The organism is Cytobacillus sp. NCCP-133 (genome assembly GCF_026011715.1).
GTDB lineage: Bacteria > Bacillota > Bacilli > Bacillales > Cytobacillaceae > Cytobacillus.
Genome location: NZ_BRVM01000001.1, coordinates 201067 through 218107 on the forward strand (window position 1 = coordinate 201067; position 17041 = coordinate 218107).

The following is a 17041-nucleotide window of genomic DNA, read 5'->3' on the forward strand; positions in this document are numbered from 1 at the left end:
AAGGAAAAGCACAGCTTATGTAGCTGTACTCTTCTTAATGGCATTAATAGGCATCTGTTATTACATTTTTGTCAACCTGCAATTCCGGCTCTGTTGAATTGATCACATCATCAACAGTAAAGCCTTTTGCTACTTCGAGAAGCTTTAGTCCTGAATCGGTTACATCGATGACTGCCCGCTCAGTTATAATCCGATCGACAACAGTTTTTCCTGTTAAAGGTAGGCTGCATTCTTTAAGGATTTTAGAATCGCCACTTTTATTCGTATGATCCATAATGACAATAATTTTATTTGCTCCATGAACAAGATCCATCGCTCCGCCCATTCCCTTGATCATCTTTCCAGGAATCATCCAGTTTGCCAGATCACCTTTTTCGGAGACTTCCATTCCCCCCAGAATGGCAATGTTTACATGTCCTCCCCTGATCATGGCAAATGATTCGGCACTGTCGAAATAGGAAGATCCCGGAATGGTCGTAACTGTCTCTTTTCCAGCATTAATAAGATCTGGATCTACTTCGTCTTCTGCAGGATATGGCCCGATGCCAAGCAAGCCATTTTCCGATTGCAAAACTACTTGCTTATTATCTGAAATATAATTTGCAACCAATGTCGGCATGCCAATTCCCAAATTCACGTAAAAGCCATTCTCAATTTCCTTTTCAGCACGTCTTGCTATTTTCTCCCGCACCGCCGCTTTATCGTTACTCATGACATTCTCTCCTTTCGTATCTGCTCTTTATTTCTTAACAGTCAGTCTCTCAATGCGCTTTTCCTGTTTTCCTTCAATCAATGTTTGTACGTAGATGCTTGGTGTATGGATATAATTTGGATCCAATTCACCAATTTCACAAAGAGTTTCCACTTCCGCAATCGTCACTTTCCCAGCTGCTGCAATCATGGGGTTAAAATTCCTTGCAGTTTTGTGATACACGAGATTCCCCATCTTATCGCCTCTCCACGCTCTAACCAGGCTAAAGTCTGCCTTAAGCGCTTCTTCCAGAAGGTATTCTTTTCCGTCAAATACCTTTGTTTCTTTTCCCTCGGCAATCGGTGTTCCCACTCCGGCCGGCGTATAGAAAGCCGGGATTCCTGCACCGCCCGCACGGATTTTTTCTGCAAGTGTTCCCTGAGGAAGCAGTTCAACTTCAATTTCCCCTGACAGCACCTGTCTTTCAAACTCTTTGTTTTCGCCGACATATGAACCGACCATTTTTTTGATCTGCTTGTTTTTTAACAGCAATCCAAGTCCCCAATCGTCAACACCGCAGTTATTTGAGATAACTGTAAGATCTTTTACTCCTTTATCCACTAGAGCAAGGATGAGGTTCTCCGGTATGCCGCAAAGCCCAAAACCTCCGACCATTAGGATAGCCCCATCGTGAATATCTTGAACCGCTTCACTGAAGGAAGTACAAATTTTCTTCACTTCAATCACTCCTTTCATTGAATTACGTATTTTTTGCTATTCATTTACTTTTCAAGACTTATTGTGCAAGCTCCACCACAGTGGCTACCCCTTGTCCTCCTCCAATGCAAAGAGTTGCAAGGCCTTTCTTCGCCTGTCTTTTATGCATTTCATGAATCAGGGTTACAAGGATTCTCGCTCCGCTTGCGCCGATTGGATGACCAAGCGCAATGGCGCCGCCATTAACATTCAATATCTCTTTGTTAAAACGAAGCTCTCGATCAACAGCAAGCGATTGGGCTGCGAATGCTTCATTGGCTTCGATCAGCTCCAGCTCATCCATTGAAACAGCAGCCTTTTCAAGCGCTTTTTTCACTGCTGCGACAGGGCCAATTCCCATAATGCTTGGGTCTACACCGGCACTTGCATTTCCCTTAATCGTAACTAATGCCTTAAGTCCCAGTTCTTCGGCTTTCTCACTGCTCATAACAAGCAATACAGCTGCACCGTCATTTATTCCTGAGGCATTGCCGGCTGTTACACTGCCGTCTTTTTTAAATGCCGGGCGAAGGCCTGCGAGTTTGTCCGCAGTGGTCCCTTTTTTCGGATATTCATCTGTATCAAAAACAATTGGTTCCCCTTTTCGCTGAGGAATTTCCACTGGAACAATTTCATCCTTGAATTTGCCTTCTTCAATCGCATTTGCCGCTTTTTCCTGGCTGGCCGCAGCAAACTCATCCTGCTCTTCCCGGCTTAAATCATATTTAGAGCAAAGATTTTCGGCAGTTACTCCCATATGGTAATCATTGAAGGCACACCAAAGCCCGTCAGAAATCATTGAATCAACTAGCTTTTGATCCCCCATTTTAAAGCCATTCCGTGCATTTTTCAGTATGTAAGGCGCCTGGCTCATATTTTCCATCCCGCCGGCTACAACAACTTCTGCATCTCCTGCGATAATCGCCTGTGCAGCCAAGTGGACTGCTTTCAGCCCTGAGCCGCAAACCTTATTGATCGTCATTGCGGAAACGCTTTCAGGAAGACCCGCTCTAAGAGCAGCCTGCCTTGCAGGATTCTGGCCAAGCCCTGCCTGCAGTACATTTCCAAGGATTACTTCATCTATTTGCTCCGGTTTTACACCTGCTTTCTCAAGAGCTCCTTTTATTGCAATTGCACCTAGATCGGGAGCAGATACATCTTTAAGGCTTCCATTAAAACTTCCGATTGCTGTCCGGACAGCGCTGACTATTACAACTTCTGTTTGTGCCATCTCTCTCATCCTTTCCAAAACATCTCACCTGCTTATATTCGCGCAAAGTCTCAAAACTCCTTTTATTTTGTCAAAATTTCTATTATTCTTGCATTCCAAAAACCTTTCCTAATACAATTGCATTAAGCAATTGGTATAAATCAACTCATTCAAGTAAGCGCTTACGATGCACGTTAAAAAATATGTGACGGGAGAGGAAAACATGATGCTTGGATTGCCTGAAAAAGTAACAATAATCGAGGTTGGCCCTCGCGATGGGCTTCAAAACGAAAAATCATTTGTACCGACAGAAGTAAAGAAAGAGTTTATCAAAAACCTGAAAAATGCCGGCTTGACGGAAATGGAGTTATCTTCCTTTGTTTCGCCGAAATGGGTTCCTCAAATGGGCGATGCGGCTGAGATTGTTGCAGATTGTCTTGACGGAGATACAAGGAATATTGTGCTTGCTCCAAACCGAAAAGGAATTGACAGGGTATATATGACAGATTGCAAAGCAGTCGCTGTGTTCGTTGGGGTAAGCAATACGTTCAATAAGAAGAACATCAATAAAACCACTGAGGAAAGCATGGCGGAGTTAAAGCCGATTATCGGAGAGCTGAAAGCAAAAGACTATTTCGTCCGTGCCTGCATCTCAACAGCCTTTTATTGTCCTTACGAAGGCGAAGTAAACCCTGATGATACAATTGCACTATGCCGGGAATTTGTGGAGGCTGGCGCTGATGAACTAAGCGTAGCAGATACAATTGGCATGGCTGCTCCGCATGAATCTTACGGACTTTTTTCCCGTTTAAAAACAGAGTTTCCAAATACGCTTTTGACCGCACATTTCCACGACACAAGAAAAATGGCCCTGACAAATATTTTTGCAGCATTACAGGCTGGTGTTGACCGATTTGATACATCAGCTGGCGGACTTGGCGGATGCCCATTTGCTCCAGGTGCTGCCGGAAATGCAGCTACAGAGGATGTTGTTTATATGCTTGAGCGAATCGGAATTGTGACTAATGTTGATCTCGATCAATTAGTGGAGGCTGTTAAGATTGTTGAGCCTCATCTATCGCGGCCAATTGAAAGCACTTATTACCGTTTGAATGCCCAAACAGTCAATAGCAAAAGTTAAGCTTTCTGATCTTGCTCAAAATGGACATGTATCTTTGGCGATGAATAAAGGATTCCTTCTTAAAGCATCTTATTAGATGAAGGCCCAAGCTCCACTCTGGGGATATCATCTTACAGCCTGAGAGATGGACGTCTATTTTAGAAGGGGGATAAAGAAAAAATGAGCCAAAAGCGAGATAAAGGATACAGCCAGAAAGGAAAACCCAATTCGGATACAGTAAGCCAGACAATCGCTGCAGAAGAATTGGAAAAAGCCATTCATCCGACTAAAAGACAGAATTCCAAGCAATAAGCCGCCTTGATGCGGCTTTTTTTTCTGAAAACTTTTTCGTTCCCATTCTCTGCCTTTTCATCATAGTACAGGCACGATTCTTGCTTATTCGTTCCCTTTCTTTGACTTCCAGCAGAGGAAGGGCACAAAAGAGTCTCCATGAAATTTCAGCATGTCCCGGTCCATATCATTGTTTTAATTTTCATCAGGATGGTAAAATAAAGAAAAAAAGATGGAGGGATGGGTTTGAGAAAGTTTTTTCACTATTTATTTTTAATCATTCTCTTTCTTTCATCACTCGGCGTCTATTTTACAAATAGGCTTATGTATATAAAAAAAAAGAAAGATGAATTTATTTTGGACAGGGAGAAAGGAGCAGGGCGGCTTGACCTAATAAAATATGAATGCCTTCCGAAAAGAGAAGTGCTAATTCCCTCCCCTTTTGGATACAATTTAAAAGCTGTTGCTGTTGAACCGTATGAGAATAATCGTTATATCATAATTTCACATGGGGTTACCGAAAATAAAATGAATTCAATTAAATATATGAACCTCTTCCTGGAACGGAGATTTAATGCGGTTATTTACGATCATCGGCGCTACGGCGAATCTGGAGGAAAGACGACAAGCTTCGGACATTATGAAAAGTTTGATCTAAAAGCAATCGTAGATTGGCTCAAAGCTGAAAAAGGACCTGGCGTGCAGATTGGCATTCACGGTGAAAGCATGGGAGCTGTCACGATGATTCTTTACGCCGGAATGCTTGAAGACGCTGCTGATTTTTATATTGCCGACTGCCCTTTTTCAGATTTCAAAGAACAGCTTGCTTATCGCCTGAAAGCGGAAATGAAGCTGCTGCCTAAATTCTTTTTGCCTGTAGCAGATTTGTTCCTGAGGATGCGCGAGAAATACTCTATAGCCGAGGTCTCCCCTATTTCTGTAATTGAGAATATTAAGAAACCTGTTCTTTTCATTCATAGCGAAAAGGACGACTTCATTTTGCCAACCATGTCCGAAGCTTTGTATGAGAAAAAAAAGGGACCCAAAAAGCTGTACCTTGCTGCCAATGGCATCCATGCTCAATCCTTTAATGAAAATAGGGAAGACTATGAGAAAGCAATTGATGAATTTCTGGAAGAATACGTGAATAAAAATCTAAAGCTGCATTTGCAATAAGAAAAGCTGGATCATACAATGTGAATCAGCTTTTTCTAATATCTAATTTCTGAGTGATGTGTTCTTTTGTGATTTTGCTTGCTATTTTATCTTTATTCCTCGATTTCCTTGTTCTATTCTCTCGTTTTCCGTTTCCATTCCTAAGTTTTCATCTTCTATTCCCTAGTTCAAATTTAATTTCACCCCATATCCCAGCACAAAAAAAGTGTCCAGACCTGGACACCCTAATTTTGCTTCTCTTTCAGAATTTCTTTGCCGTCAGCCGACAGCCCTCTTGCCGTGTGGTAGTCCCCCATCTTAAAATAATAGCGTTTGCTTTCTTTTTCGATGATCGCTGCTTCTTCAAATTTCTCTTCTTTGCCAGCCACTTCTACTTTTTCGATTTCCTGATTATGGATCTCCCCAAAAATGATAGGTATTCTGTTATCCAGGTTTCCTTCCTTATTATAATCATAGAACTCGTCTGCATAAACAGTCATGTGTTCATTCTCGTAATGCTCCCAATGGTTGTGCCCTTCGTTTTTCCAGCCATTTTTATCGCTTCCCTTCAAATAGGCAGCTGCCATGGCATCGAACTCCCCCTGACCATTTTTCTGGTGTGTCGTGTATAAGAGAATGATGCCTTCCTTTACCTTCTCTTTATGTAAAATTCCTTTCACGTTAAATGGGATGTCCTCATCAATTGCCTGGCCCATTGTCTGTGTGCTGCATGCTGACAATAGCAGAATGGACGCCGCCAGCAAAAAAGCTATTTTTTTCTTTCTCATTAAATCAACTCGCCCTCCAATCCCGTTATGTTTTTACCATTTAATTACAAATACTGTAAAAACATTCTCTTTTCTTATGTTCTTAATGAGTCCTTAACCTTTTACTATTCTATTAAAACCTTATTTTCCAATAATTTGGAAGGGTATTTTTTCCTATGCATAAATCCCCATATCCTGTTACTATACAAAACGAATAGAGTAGGCGCATGAGTTACTCATGCGCCTCTCACAGAACCGTACGTGCGGGTCATCGCATACGGCTCCTCCATGATTATCCCCGTTGGGGATGATATTCATTGTAAATATCCACAAGAGAGACAAGACCTTTCTCTTTATAAAACCATTCATTTGAAGGGCTACGTGCACGGGTTCACACTTTGAACTTCTCCATGCATACATCCGAAGCTGTGGAAGTTCCCCTTTCCATTTTCTTCTGCGTAACTCCCTATGCAGTTTCCTTATTTTTCTCCAACTTCTTAATTGAACAGACCGTAATCTTCTCCTAATCCATTTATCAAACTTAGTCATTAGTGCCTTTGAGTGCCAATATCCAAAATAATTTCCCCATCCTCTTAAATATGGATTGAGGCTTTCTTTAATCAGTTTCTCCATGTTTACCGTTTGATTTCGCTTTGTTATTTCCTTGACTTTACTTTTAAACTTCTTTATAGATTTCTCAGAAGGTTTAGGTTTAACCCAATAAGCTTCTTTAAATTCATACCCCAGAAAAACAAAGTTTTCTTTCAAATTATTAACAATCTTAGTCTTTTCTGGATGAACGGTTAGCCCAAGTTTTTCTTCAAGGAATCGAGATACTGATTTAAGTACCCTTTCAGCACCCTTTTGTGATTTACAACAAATAACAAAATCATCCGCATATCTTGTAATGCGATGCCCTCTCTCTGTCATAAGTTCATCTAACGGATGCAAATATACGTTCGCAAGTAGCGGACTGATTACGCCGCCCTGCGGGGTGCCCTTTTCATTTAAATGGAAACTGCCACCATCCATAACTCCTGCTTGGAGGAAACTCTCAAGTACTCCGATGACACTTCCATCCACTATTTCTTCTCTAATCAAAGACATAAGTTTGTCGTGCGGAATTGTATCAAAGTATGATTTTAAGTCTGCATCAATTACATACACATAACCATCCATTAAATCCTTTCGGATTTTCTCCAATGCCATATGTGCACTTCGATTCGGTCGAAAGCCAAAACTACAATCAAGAAATTTAGCTTCAAATATTGGTTCTATTATTCTTCGTACAGAAGCCTGTACTACTCGGTCTCTCACGATTGGGATACCTAGTGGTCTCTTCGAACCATCAGCCTTTGGAATCTATACACGTTTCACAGGTCTCGGCTTGTATGTCTTTTCTCGTAATTCACGTTGAAGGATTTGTACATTATCCTCCACACCAAATTCAAAAGCCTTAATTGTTACTCCATCTACCCCTGCGGCTCCACGGTTCCTTTTTACCTCTTTTTAAAGGCTTCCTCCATGTTAGGCATTGCCCATATTTTATCTATGAGACTATACCATTTCTTCTTTTGTGGAGTCTTTACTCCCTCACGAAAACCTTGTTTGTCTTCTTTTCCGTTCATGTTCCGTTTCTTTCCTTTCAGTCTGATGATTGACTAGCCCAACCTCGGCAATATCAACAGATTCATAAAGTACTACGCCCCGTACGGTCTACCCTTCTGTTCGACCCCGATTCTATGGATTTATCCTCTCGGTTTCTGTATGGACATGACGTATTCTAAGATAACTCAGTTTCTCTTCCATGGACAGACGGGCTTCGCATAGAGTACATACCTTTTGGGTTATGGCTCCTCTCAATAACGGGGTATTGAGTCACTTACCTTTGCGACCTTTCCGGTAAGTTTATTCACTACTATCCCCTGCTCTGACTTCTCACCACCCGTAGCCCTAACTTGCCAATCACTGACTTGTTTAAGGTTTACCATAGTAGTATGTATGGAGACGATGAGACCTCCTTGGGTCACGTCATCGGACTTTCCCCCTGAATCCAGTCCTCCTCACTAACAGAGCCCTCTTGTGGCTTTGGACATTCCCTTCTTTTGCAGGGTTATCCGACTCCGCCAGCCACCATGGTTAAATTGTCGCCTGTTCCAGGTTTTGCCTTCAAGTCCTCCGCACATTTCCTTACGGCAATGCACTACCTGTCAGCTATACACTTCCGCCACCTCGGCGTGTTCGGGACTTTCACCCGTTAGTCCGATGCGCTGCCAAGCGCACAAAAACAAGGCAGCCCTAATGCGGCTGCCTTTGATCTTCTATTTTGTTTTATCAAAAAAGCTCATTCTCGGATTCAAGTACTGGTTCGGGCTTTTTAATTGAAAGCAGTTGGCCTTTTCTGAGAAACCTATTGTTAGGGTTTCATCCAGGAATACTTCCTTTGATTTCTCCACATATATGCTTCCGGCATTGATCTTAATTTCCCGATCATCTTCATCCAATTCATCCACCAGCCAGAGAGCCGCTACTCCGCTCACAACACAGCCGCAGCCATCTATATCATATTTCAGCTTTAAAAATCCATCTTTCCCAGCTGTCCGCTCGGATAACTTTTCTGCTGCCTTTTCCGTCACTGTTATTTCCATGTTTTAAACTACCCCCTACCTGTATATGCTGTATTTTAACACAGGTATATTTATCATGCTTCCAAAACGGATTTTCCCTGCCGATTAGCTGATTTTTGATGCGGACAGCAATAAATTTGAAACAAAGCAAGTATTTTCTCTTTTCCGCTGTGGAAGATCTCCCAATATTCCATTCTGTGACAGAACCCATAGAAGAACTTTTCAATCATGTGTTGCCAGGATAGACGGTGACAAGGAACAATAGTTGGGAAACAGGGATCATCATCATGTCTTGCAGCAATTCCCGATCCACACCTGTACTGTCATCTCCAGCTCCAGGTGCAATATTGGCCATTGGCAGCTGTTCCAGCTCTTCTCCTCTTGGCATATGAAACATTTCCCTTACTGTTAAGGTGCTTCTGCTTACTAAAAACTCCCCCTCATGATTTACCTTTATTATTTTCCAGACTAACTGGTGGATGTTTTCTTATCCTTACTCATCCGTTAACCGTGCATCGGCTATTGCGTCTATGGAAATGCGGTGAATTTCCCCAAACCGGTCTACTATATGAAGCTTTTGGTTAATTTCATCCCAATAATGAATATTTCCAATAACCAGCTCGTAGTTTCTGCCTCGGTAATGGGTAAGCGTGACCGCTTTTTGAAATTCCATCGCCTCTGAAAGGATCTCGTTCATAAACTCAAGTTTTTGATCATCCAATTCCCGCCTTTGCTCGTACGTATCTTCCTTTGCCCAATCCCTTAATAGCTTGACATGTTCCGGCAGCATCATGGAGGTCCATTTTATTCTGCCTCGATCGCGAATCATCAGCTGTCCTCCTTTTTTATTTTAGCTCTTTTTAAACATGCCTGCTGATTTCCGTTCAGGCACTGCTCAATGCCAAATTTAACAATCAGCTTTAACATAACCTACATCTTATGGCCGCCAACCAATGTTGCGCGATGTCTGGCAGTTCCTGCACTTGTATAAGATACAGCTCTTAATAAAGCGCCTCCGCCAAACTTGGAGCGAATCCGATCGACTGTATAGCCAAGTTCCCGCTTTTCCCAGCCATCCAGGTCAAACAGGTTCAGCTGCATCTCACAGTCATCGGTAATATTGCCGAGGGAAATAGAGATTTGCCGCACTGTTTTGCCCTCATAATTCTCTTCAAAAAGCTCCAGGCAGACTCGATAAAGGTCCATCGTGATATTCGTCGGCTGGTCAATCGTCCTTGAACGGCAAAACCCTCCACCGAATTCATCCTGGCTATATCCGAGGCCAAAGCTGACGGTTCTTCCGGCTTTCCTCTGGCTGCGGGCCCTTCTTGCCACTTCCTCGCACATCTCAAGAACCACTTGCTTAATTTCCTCTTTCTCCTTATAATCCCTCAGTAAAATCTGGCTCTTTCCAAAGCTGACCTGCCCTTCCATAATGGGTGCCCCCATTTCTGAAAGATCAATTCCCCAGGCGTGGTGATAAAGCTGGTTGCCCATGATCCCAAATTTCTTTTCAAGCTTATCAAGGTCATACCGGGCAAGCTGGCCGACTGTAAAAATCCCCATGCTGTTCAGTGTTTTTTCAACACGGCGGCCAATTCCCCACATTTCCCTTAAAGGCGATACATTCCACAGATTTGTCTGCACATCGTCATATGTCCATTCAGCAACTCCCCTTTTTTTCGCCTCAAGGTCGAGACAAAGCTTTGACATAAGCATATTAGGCCCTATCCCGATGGCACATGGAAGCTGAAATTCCCGCTCGATATCATCTTTAATTTTCCAGGCAATTGTCTCGGCATCCCCCCAGAGATGAAGTGCACCGTCAACTTTGATAAAGCTTTCATCAACACTGTACGTATGGATGGCTTCCTTGGGGACATAGCGGTTAAACACCCTGGTAATTTCCGTGGATATTCTTAAATAAGCTGCCATTTTCGGCTCCTCAACCCTAATGCGGGGATCATCTGGAACCTCAAACAGGCGGGATCCTGTCTTTATTCCAAACTCCTTTTTCATTCGCGGAGATGCAGCCAGAACGACACTTCCCTTCCGCTCCTGATTTCCGGCGATCACCAAGTAGCAATCAAGAGGATCCAGACCAAGCATGACAGCAGAACAGCTCGCATAAAAGCTCTTCATATCAATACACAAAATTTTATTATTCGGCATTGCGCTGTAATCAATCATGACTTCCTATCCTCCTTGGAAAGCTTTGGTTCCACCTAAATAAAGGAACGTTTGTTCTGTATATGTATACCCATTATATTAAGCGAATATGCGTTCGGTTTCAATGGAAATTTTACGGGTTTTTTCTTAAATCAGGTTCTTTTGCCAGGTGCCGATATTCCCATGAACCTGTATAATCAGCTTGAGGTGCAAAGAAGATGAACAAAAAACTAATTTTTAAAATGGTGCAAAACTGTTTGAAACAATACAACGAGGATAGCCACTCCATTACATTTGAAAGCAGGGAATTTGAAAAAATCCTTCATAAAATCATAGAGACAAAAGACAAAGAGGATGACAGCGACCTGCATGAAATTATAAATGATGCGGTATACGGCTATATCACTGATTCTCCGTATTTTTAAGGGGATGCAAAAGGCGCCGCCAGGCAAAACTAGCGGCGCGCCTTTTGTTTATTTTTGATTAAACATGCGTTTGCCGATTCTTTCAAACAATCCCGGAAAAAGAGCATAAACAATGCTCCCGGCATTCATCCACCCTGGAAGATTGATTTCCCTTACTGGCTTCAGCATGGCATCGACCACTTTAAGTGCAACATACTCAGGTTTGAGCATATATCTCTTGACGTTTTTAACATATGTGCCTTTTTCATCTGCAATATTAAAAAAGTTCGTTTCAATCGGTCCTGGATTTACAGCTGTCACAATCACATTGCTGTCAGCCAGCTCCATCCGAAGACTATTTGTATAGCCCAGAACGGCATGCTTGGTTGCAGAATAGACACTAGATTTAGGTGTAGCCATTTTACCGGCCTGAGAAGCAATATTGATAATATGGCCGCTCTTCTGCTGCCTCATCGCCGGGATCACCATGCTAGTGCAAGCCATTAGTCCGACAACATTTACGCCAAACATCCCCTTAATTTCTTCCATTTTCGCTTCATGTGCCTCACGGAAGACTCCGAATCCGGCGTTATTCACAAGAATATCCACCCGTCCGATGCGGGCAAGAATCTCTGAAAAAACAGCGGATACCTCGTCAGTGTCCGAGACATCAAGCTTATGTACGAAAATATCCACTGAAAAGCGGCTTTGCAAATCAGCCTTCAGCTCTTGCAATTTTTTGAGGCTGCGGGCAAGAAGGACAAGATTTGCCCCTCTCTCGGCACAAAGGGCAGCCATTTGGGCCCCGATTCCACCCGATGCACCCGTAATAATCACATTTTTATTTTTCAATCGGTCTGACAAATTAAACCACCTCTTTTGATGCTGAATACAAGAACGCCTTCTCCTCTTTATTTATATAAATCTCCCCTATTGATTGCAAATAGTCAAGCTGGGCGACTGTTTCAGAAATAGTCAGGGAAAGCTCTTTCTCATATACTTTAGGAAACAGGCGGGTACATGCTTCAAAAACAGTAAGCGGCTGTGATTCGAGCCACATCTTTACTTTCATAGCCCGGTCATGCTGCCTCTTTAGCCTTTCCTCTATTAAATCATTTACATTGATGATATCTTTCCCATGCCCCGAATAGAACAGGGATATTGGCAGTTCTTTCAGCCTTTTCAGTGACTCATTATACTGCAGCTGCGGCTTTGGCCGTTCCACTTTGCCAGGCAGAGGCGGTTCCAGGATAGGGTTTGGGGAGATATGAGCGAGCAAATGGTCTCCGCCAATGTATACCCCATCCTTTTCCCTGAAAAAGCCTATATGGCTCTGAGCATGGCCTGGCGTCTCGAAGACGGTCCATTCATCAAGCCCGGAAGGAATATCACCTTCTTTTAATTCTCCTGCCAACGTACGGCAGCAGGAGTAACGAAGAGTCTTCTTCATTATTTCAATACAGGATAAATACTTTTCAGGAACTCCAAATTCAGTAAAAAGCTTTAAGTAAAACTCATCATGAGATTTTATAAATTTCTCTGTCCGGGATAGCCAGCGACGATTAATGGGGTGCCCAAACACCTCCATCGTCTCCGGAAAGTAATCAAGCAGCCCTGCATGATCGGGATGATGATGAGTAAGAATAACCTGTTCAAAATCACCGGGTGTGAGGCTTAGTTTCTTAAGCTGGCATTTTAACGCTTCCCAAGCTTCATCCGTTTTTGGACCCGCATCTACAAGAGTGAGCTTTTCCCCTTTTACAGCATATACATTGACATCACCGACCGCAAAAGGTGTCGGGATCACAAGTTTGGCAATTCCATCTTTCCATTCTGCCACTTTTACAAGCCCCCTAAAAACGCTATATTTAGATAAAGTAGAAATGTTTATAGTATATTTCCGCAGACATACCAAGTAATGCAGACCATATGTCCATCAAAAAAGCAAGACTGCTTAAGCCTTTTAAATAAGGCGTTCATTAAGTATACAAATTACGAAAATTCAATAACATAATTTGAAAAAAATTAATATATATGATTAAGTGTACCTCTCTTTTTATAAACTGTCATTATTTTCACATAATTTTTCTTGCAATTCAGTAAAAATATTAATATATACAGCTTGACAAACAGGCTTATCTTCTTGCATAATCACAATTAAAATTCGATTTCACAGACCAATGCTGAACTCTGGTGCAGCAGAAAAATAGCTAGGATTAAGATTAGTAAATGGAAAACGGCGAAAGAGAGTGAAGCTCACCGGCTGAAAGGCTTCACCGTCCACTTGACCATTGAACCTGCCTTATGAGCTGTTAGGAAAACCTAAACGCAGCCCCGGCGTTATCGGGTTTGAGATGCCTTTTCAAAATATGGCAGCGGCTAATCGGACGCAGCACATCTGTTAGAAGAGGCAATGAAGGTGGTACCGCGGAAGCAAAGTCTTTTCGTCCTTTACTGGATGGAAAGGCTTTTTTTTTATTTTTCAAATCATAGGGCCGGTCTAAGGAGCAATTATTTTATAAGGAGGAATATCAAATGAAAAAATTGGCTGTTGTCGGAGCTGGATCCATGGCAGAAGCATTAATATCCGGAATAATTGAAAGCCAGCTTATTACCGGGGAAAACATTTGGGTAACAAATAAATGCAATAAAGAAAAACTGCAATCCATAAAAAAAGCTTACGGGGTTCAGGCAACATATGACCTCAGCGAGCTGTTCAAAGGAGCTGAAGCTGTTATTTTAGCCATGAAGCCAAAAGATGCAGCTGATGCCATCACACTCATCAAGCCTTATTTAAAAACAGAAATGCTGGTCATCTCTGTATTGGCCGGCATCTCCATAGAAAGCATTGAACTATTGTCTGAAAGAAAGCTTTCTGTCGTAAGGACCATGCCAAACACATCGGCGGCAGTCGGCAAATCAGCAAGTGCTTTATCAGTCAATGAAAGAGTGACAAAACAACAAATGAAGCTTGTAAAAGATATGTTTGAAACTGTCGGAATCGCTGCGTTTGTAGAGGAAGCACAGCTGGATGCGGTGACAGGCCTGTCAGGAAGCGGCTCTGCGTATATCTACTATCTTGCGGAAGCGATGGAGAAAAGCGCCCAAGAAATCGGGCTTGAAAAAGAAATGGCCAAAGACTTCATCATTCAAACGCTGATTGGAGCTGCCGAAATGCTTGCAAAGTCAGCAAAAGAGCCGCAGCAGCTTAGGAAAGAAGTAACAAGTCCTGGCGGGACAACAGAAGCTGGCGTTAGAGTTCTTGAAGAGAATGGTGTCCAAAAGGCCTTTATTGAATGCATCAAGGAAGCAACGGCCAAATCCAAATGCCTTGGCCATTCCTTTACCAGCAAGGTTAAAATCCAGCAGCATTCTTAAGTGCATGTTCTTTTCCATTTAGTTTAACGCCTGTTATACTTAATATTTAGAAAATCAAAACAAGGAGGCATAAGAATGGAAACGAAACTTTTCTCTCCTTTTACCATAAAAGGAGTCACATTGAAAAATAGAATTGTCATGGCACCAATGTGCATGTATTCAAGCCATAATGAAGACGGCATAATCCAAAACTGGCACAGAACACACTATACAAGCAGAGCTGTAGGCCAGGTAGGATTAATTATCCTTGAAGCGACTGCTGTAACTCCACAGGGCCGTATATCCCCTCAGGATCTGGGAATATGGAGTGATGATCATATCGCCGGGTTAAAAGAACTGACTGATTTAATGAAGGAACATGGTGCCGCAACAGGAATTCAGCTAGCACATGCCGGCAGGAAAGCTGCAGTTGAAGGGGAAATTCTTGCCCCATCAGCCATTGCGTTCAATGAAAAAATGAAAAAGCCAAAAGAAATGACAAAAGAAGAAATCGCTGAAACTGTCGATGCTTTTAAACAAGGTGCCCAAAGAGCGAAAAAGGCTGGCTTTGATGTAATAGAAATTCATGGAGCACACGGCTATTTAATCAATGAGTTCCTTTCGCCGCTTAGCAATAAACGCACGGATGAATATGGAGGTTCAGCTGAAAACCGTTATCGATTCCTGCGCGAGGTCATTGAAGCAATTAAAGCTGTTTGGGACGGCCCATTATTTGTAAGAGTTTCAGCACATGATTACCATGAAGAAGGTTTAACTGCAGAGCATTATGCTAAACTGGCCGAATGGATGAAGGAGCAAGGAATAGACCTTATTGACGTTAGCTCCGGTGCTGTGGTACCAGCAAGAATACATAGCTATCCAGGCTATCAGGTCAGATTTTCCGAAACAATTAAAGAGGGTGCAAACATCCAGACTGGCGCTGTCGGCTTAATTACATCCGGATTGCAAGCTGAAGAAATACTCCAAAATGAGCGGGCAGACTTAATTTTCATCGCACGGGAATTGCTCCGAGATCCTTATTGGCCTCGTACAGCAGCAAGAGAACTGGGTGTTTCCATCGAACCGCCTAAACAGTATGAGCGCGGCTGGATCTAAATAGGGATGGGGTTTTCACAACCATCCCTTTTTCTATTAAAATATCTGTAAAGAATCTAGAAATACAATGATAATAACGAATGGCACCACATAGCGAAGAAGGAAGTGCCACGCGAAAAAAATGCCATTCAGTGATTTTGAACCTTGAATTAATTCATTTTTCAGCAAGTCCTTCTTCATTTTATATGAAACGAAAATGGAAATAAGCAAGGCACCTGCCGGCATGAGAATATTGCTTACAAGAAAATCGGCACTGTCAAAAATAGTTTTTCCGAATATCAGAATATCTGATAAACTGCTGAAGGATAGTGCAGACGGAATGCCGGCAATAAAGATAGCCAATCCAGTCAGCCAGGCAGCGCGGGTTCTGCCCTTCCCTTTTGTACTTGTTAAGGCAGCTACCACAATTTCAAGCATAGAAAAAGCTGATGTTAAGGTAGCAAATAAGAATAATGCAAGGAATAAAAGCAAAAATACTCTTCCAAACAGGATTTGATCGAACACAGATGGAAGGACAATAAACAGTAAACCAGGCCCTGCCGCAGGTTCAAATCCCAGGGAAAAAACTGCCGGAAAAATTGCCAGGCCGGCCAGGATTGAGATAAATAAGTTCATCCCGACAACAGAAAATGCTGGCTGCAGAAGACTTTCTTTTTTAGATAGGTAAGAACTGTATGTCACCATAACCGAAACCCCAACACTTAATGAGAAGAATGATTGCCCCATGGCATAAAGAACCGTTTCTGAAGTTAAACCTGAAAAATCAGGCTTCAAAAAGAAAGTTACACCATCCATTGCATTTTCAAGCGTTAAAGAACGGGCGATCAAAACAATAAATAATAAGAACAGGGCTGGCATCAGAATTTTGCTGACCTGCTCAATGCCTTTCTGAATCCCTTTCGCCACAACTAAAATCGTTATAAATAAAAAGATACCCTGGGCTGCTACGACAGATACAGAATCTGACACAGAGTTGCCAAATAGCGCCTCATAGTCTCCCGCATCATTAATAGTGCCTGTCACTCCATACACCAGATACTTTAGAACCCAGCCGCCAATGACACTATAAAAAGATAAAAGCAGAAAACAGGTGAACACACCCAGATAGCCAATCCAGTGCCATTTAGATCCCGGAGCAATATCCTTATATGCTGAGATTGCTTCTTTTCCAGTGCTGCGTCCAATCACAAACTCCCCTAGCAAAAGCGGAAAACCAATTAAGATAGAAAATAATAGAAATAATAACATGAATGCTCCGCCGCCGCTTGTTCCTGCAACATACGGAAGCTTCCAGATTGCCCCAAGTCCTATTGCCGAGCCGGCCGATGCTAAGATAAAGCCAATCTTCGATGACCACTGTTCATTTTGCTGCATGATT

Annotated in this window: 20 protein-coding genes; 7 read left to right on the top strand and 13 right to left on the bottom strand. The window is 42.4% G+C overall.

Features of this window, described 5'->3' with window-relative positions; all coding sequences use genetic code 11:
- Positions 1 to 43: 43 nt before the first annotated feature.
- From NCCP133_RS01100 to NCCP133_RS01110, 3 genes are read right to left on the bottom strand one after another with little or no spacing between them, the layout of a single operon-like run.
- The gene (locus tag NCCP133_RS01100) at positions 44 to 712 is read right to left on the bottom strand and encodes a 3-oxoacid CoA-transferase subunit B (protein ID WP_264803122.1); all 669 of its coding nucleotides are present in this window, start codon (positions 710 to 712) and stop codon (positions 44 to 46) included.
- Positions 713 to 739: 27 nt separating this feature from the next.
- Positions 740 to 1429 carry a CoA transferase subunit A gene (locus NCCP133_RS01105; protein WP_264803123.1) on the bottom strand — a complete coding sequence of 230 codons (690 nt, stop codon included), beginning with the start codon at positions 1427 to 1429 and terminating at the stop codon, positions 740 to 742.
- Positions 1430 to 1487: 58 nt separating this feature from the next.
- Complete coding sequence (locus NCCP133_RS01110; protein ID WP_264803124.1) at positions 1488 to 2678, bottom strand: acetyl-CoA C-acetyltransferase; 1191 nt, start codon at positions 2676 to 2678, stop codon at positions 1488 to 1490.
- A gap of 202 nt (positions 2679 to 2880) precedes the next feature.
- Between NCCP133_RS01110 and NCCP133_RS01115 the strand changes: the two genes are divergently transcribed.
- The 3 genes from NCCP133_RS01115 (at position 2881) to NCCP133_RS01125 (ending at position 5244) form a co-directional block, all read left to right on the top strand.
- Positions 2881 to 3798, top strand: a complete 918-nt coding sequence (locus NCCP133_RS01115; protein WP_264803125.1) for a hydroxymethylglutaryl-CoA lyase — start codon at positions 2881 to 2883, stop codon at positions 3796 to 3798.
- Between the two features lie 159 nt (positions 3799 to 3957).
- Entirely contained in the window at positions 3958 to 4089 is a 132-nt protein-coding gene (locus NCCP133_RS01120) for a hypothetical protein (protein ID WP_264803126.1), read from the top strand.
- A 225-nt stretch (positions 4090 to 4314) separates the two neighbouring features.
- On the top strand, positions 4315 to 5244 hold the full coding sequence (locus NCCP133_RS01125; protein WP_264803127.1) for an alpha/beta hydrolase: 930 nt from the start codon (positions 4315 to 4317) through the stop codon (positions 5242 to 5244).
- Between the two features lie 224 nt (positions 5245 to 5468).
- Here NCCP133_RS01125 and NCCP133_RS01130 read toward each other — a convergent pair whose 3' ends face one another.
- The 4 genes from NCCP133_RS01130 to NCCP133_RS01145 form a co-directional block, all read right to left on the bottom strand.
- Positions 5469 to 6011 (bottom strand): hypothetical protein, encoded by a 543-nt coding sequence (locus NCCP133_RS01130; protein WP_264803128.1) that lies wholly within the window; start codon positions 6009 to 6011, stop codon positions 5469 to 5471.
- A gap of 180 nt (positions 6012 to 6191) precedes the next feature.
- A complete protein-coding gene (gene ltrA, locus NCCP133_RS01135) occupies positions 6192 to 7307 on the bottom strand; it encodes a group II intron reverse transcriptase/maturase (protein WP_264803129.1) in 1116 nt (371 codons plus the stop codon).
- 182 nt (positions 7308 to 7489) lie between these two features.
- Entirely contained in the window at positions 7490 to 7618 is a 129-nt protein-coding gene (locus tag NCCP133_RS01140) for a hypothetical protein (protein ID WP_264803130.1), read from the bottom strand.
- Between the two features lie 693 nt (positions 7619 to 8311).
- Positions 8312 to 8638, bottom strand: a complete 327-nt coding sequence (locus NCCP133_RS01145) for an iron-sulfur cluster biosynthesis family protein (RefSeq protein WP_264803131.1) — start codon at positions 8636 to 8638, stop codon at positions 8312 to 8314.
- Between the two features lie 91 nt (positions 8639 to 8729).
- On the opposite strand from NCCP133_RS01145, the gene NCCP133_RS01150 reads away from it, so the two are divergent.
- On the top strand, positions 8730 to 8882 hold the full coding sequence (locus NCCP133_RS01150) for a CDGSH iron-sulfur domain-containing protein (RefSeq protein WP_264803637.1): 153 nt from the start codon (positions 8730 to 8732) through the stop codon (positions 8880 to 8882).
- Here the strand turns inward: NCCP133_RS01150 and NCCP133_RS01155 are convergent.
- The 3 genes from NCCP133_RS01155 to NCCP133_RS01165 all read right to left on the bottom strand — a co-directional run bounded on the left by NCCP133_RS01155 (position 8844) and on the right by NCCP133_RS01165 (position 10807).
- Positions 8844 to 9005, bottom strand: a complete 162-nt coding sequence (locus tag NCCP133_RS01155) for a hypothetical protein (protein ID WP_264803132.1) — start codon at positions 9003 to 9005, stop codon at positions 8844 to 8846. The genes NCCP133_RS01150 and NCCP133_RS01155 overlap by 39 nt on opposite strands.
- A gap of 105 nt (positions 9006 to 9110) precedes the next feature.
- Complete coding sequence (locus NCCP133_RS01160) at positions 9111 to 9446, bottom strand: YolD-like family protein (RefSeq protein WP_264803133.1); 336 nt, start codon at positions 9444 to 9446, stop codon at positions 9111 to 9113.
- A 101-nt stretch (positions 9447 to 9547) separates the two neighbouring features.
- The gene (locus tag NCCP133_RS01165) at positions 9548 to 10807 is read right to left on the bottom strand and encodes a Y-family DNA polymerase (RefSeq protein WP_264803134.1); all 1260 of its coding nucleotides are present in this window, start codon (positions 10805 to 10807) and stop codon (positions 9548 to 9550) included.
- Between the two features lie 197 nt (positions 10808 to 11004).
- On the opposite strand from NCCP133_RS01165, the gene NCCP133_RS01170 reads away from it, so the two are divergent.
- Positions 11005 to 11211 carry a YqzH family protein gene (locus tag NCCP133_RS01170; protein ID WP_264803135.1) on the top strand — a complete coding sequence of 69 codons (207 nt, stop codon included), beginning with the start codon at positions 11005 to 11007 and terminating at the stop codon, positions 11209 to 11211.
- A 48-nt stretch (positions 11212 to 11259) separates the two neighbouring features.
- Here NCCP133_RS01170 and NCCP133_RS01175 read toward each other — a convergent pair whose 3' ends face one another.
- Positions 11260 to 12054, bottom strand: coding sequence for an SDR family NAD(P)-dependent oxidoreductase (locus tag NCCP133_RS01175; protein ID WP_264803136.1), 795 nt, complete (start codon positions 12052 to 12054; stop codon positions 11260 to 11262).
- Position 12055: 1 nt separating this feature from the next.
- Complete coding sequence (locus NCCP133_RS01180) at positions 12056 to 13030, bottom strand: MBL fold metallo-hydrolase (RefSeq protein ID WP_264803137.1); 975 nt, start codon at positions 13028 to 13030, stop codon at positions 12056 to 12058.
- A gap of 695 nt (positions 13031 to 13725) precedes the next feature.
- Here NCCP133_RS01180 and proC point away from each other — a divergent pair.
- Both proC and namA read left to right on the top strand, forming a co-directional pair.
- Entirely contained in the window at positions 13726 to 14568 is an 843-nt protein-coding gene (gene proC / locus NCCP133_RS01185) for a pyrroline-5-carboxylate reductase (RefSeq protein WP_264803138.1), read from the top strand.
- Between the two features lie 75 nt (positions 14569 to 14643).
- Positions 14644 to 15663, top strand: coding sequence for an NADPH dehydrogenase NamA (gene namA, locus NCCP133_RS01190; protein ID WP_264803139.1), 1020 nt, complete (start codon positions 14644 to 14646; stop codon positions 15661 to 15663).
- Between the two features lie 36 nt (positions 15664 to 15699).
- On the opposite strand, the gene NCCP133_RS01195 is transcribed toward namA, so the two are convergent.
- Complete coding sequence (locus tag NCCP133_RS01195; protein ID WP_264803140.1) at positions 15700 to 17037, bottom strand: sodium-dependent transporter; 1338 nt, start codon at positions 17035 to 17037, stop codon at positions 15700 to 15702.
- Positions 17038 to 17041: the final 4 nt, after the last annotated feature.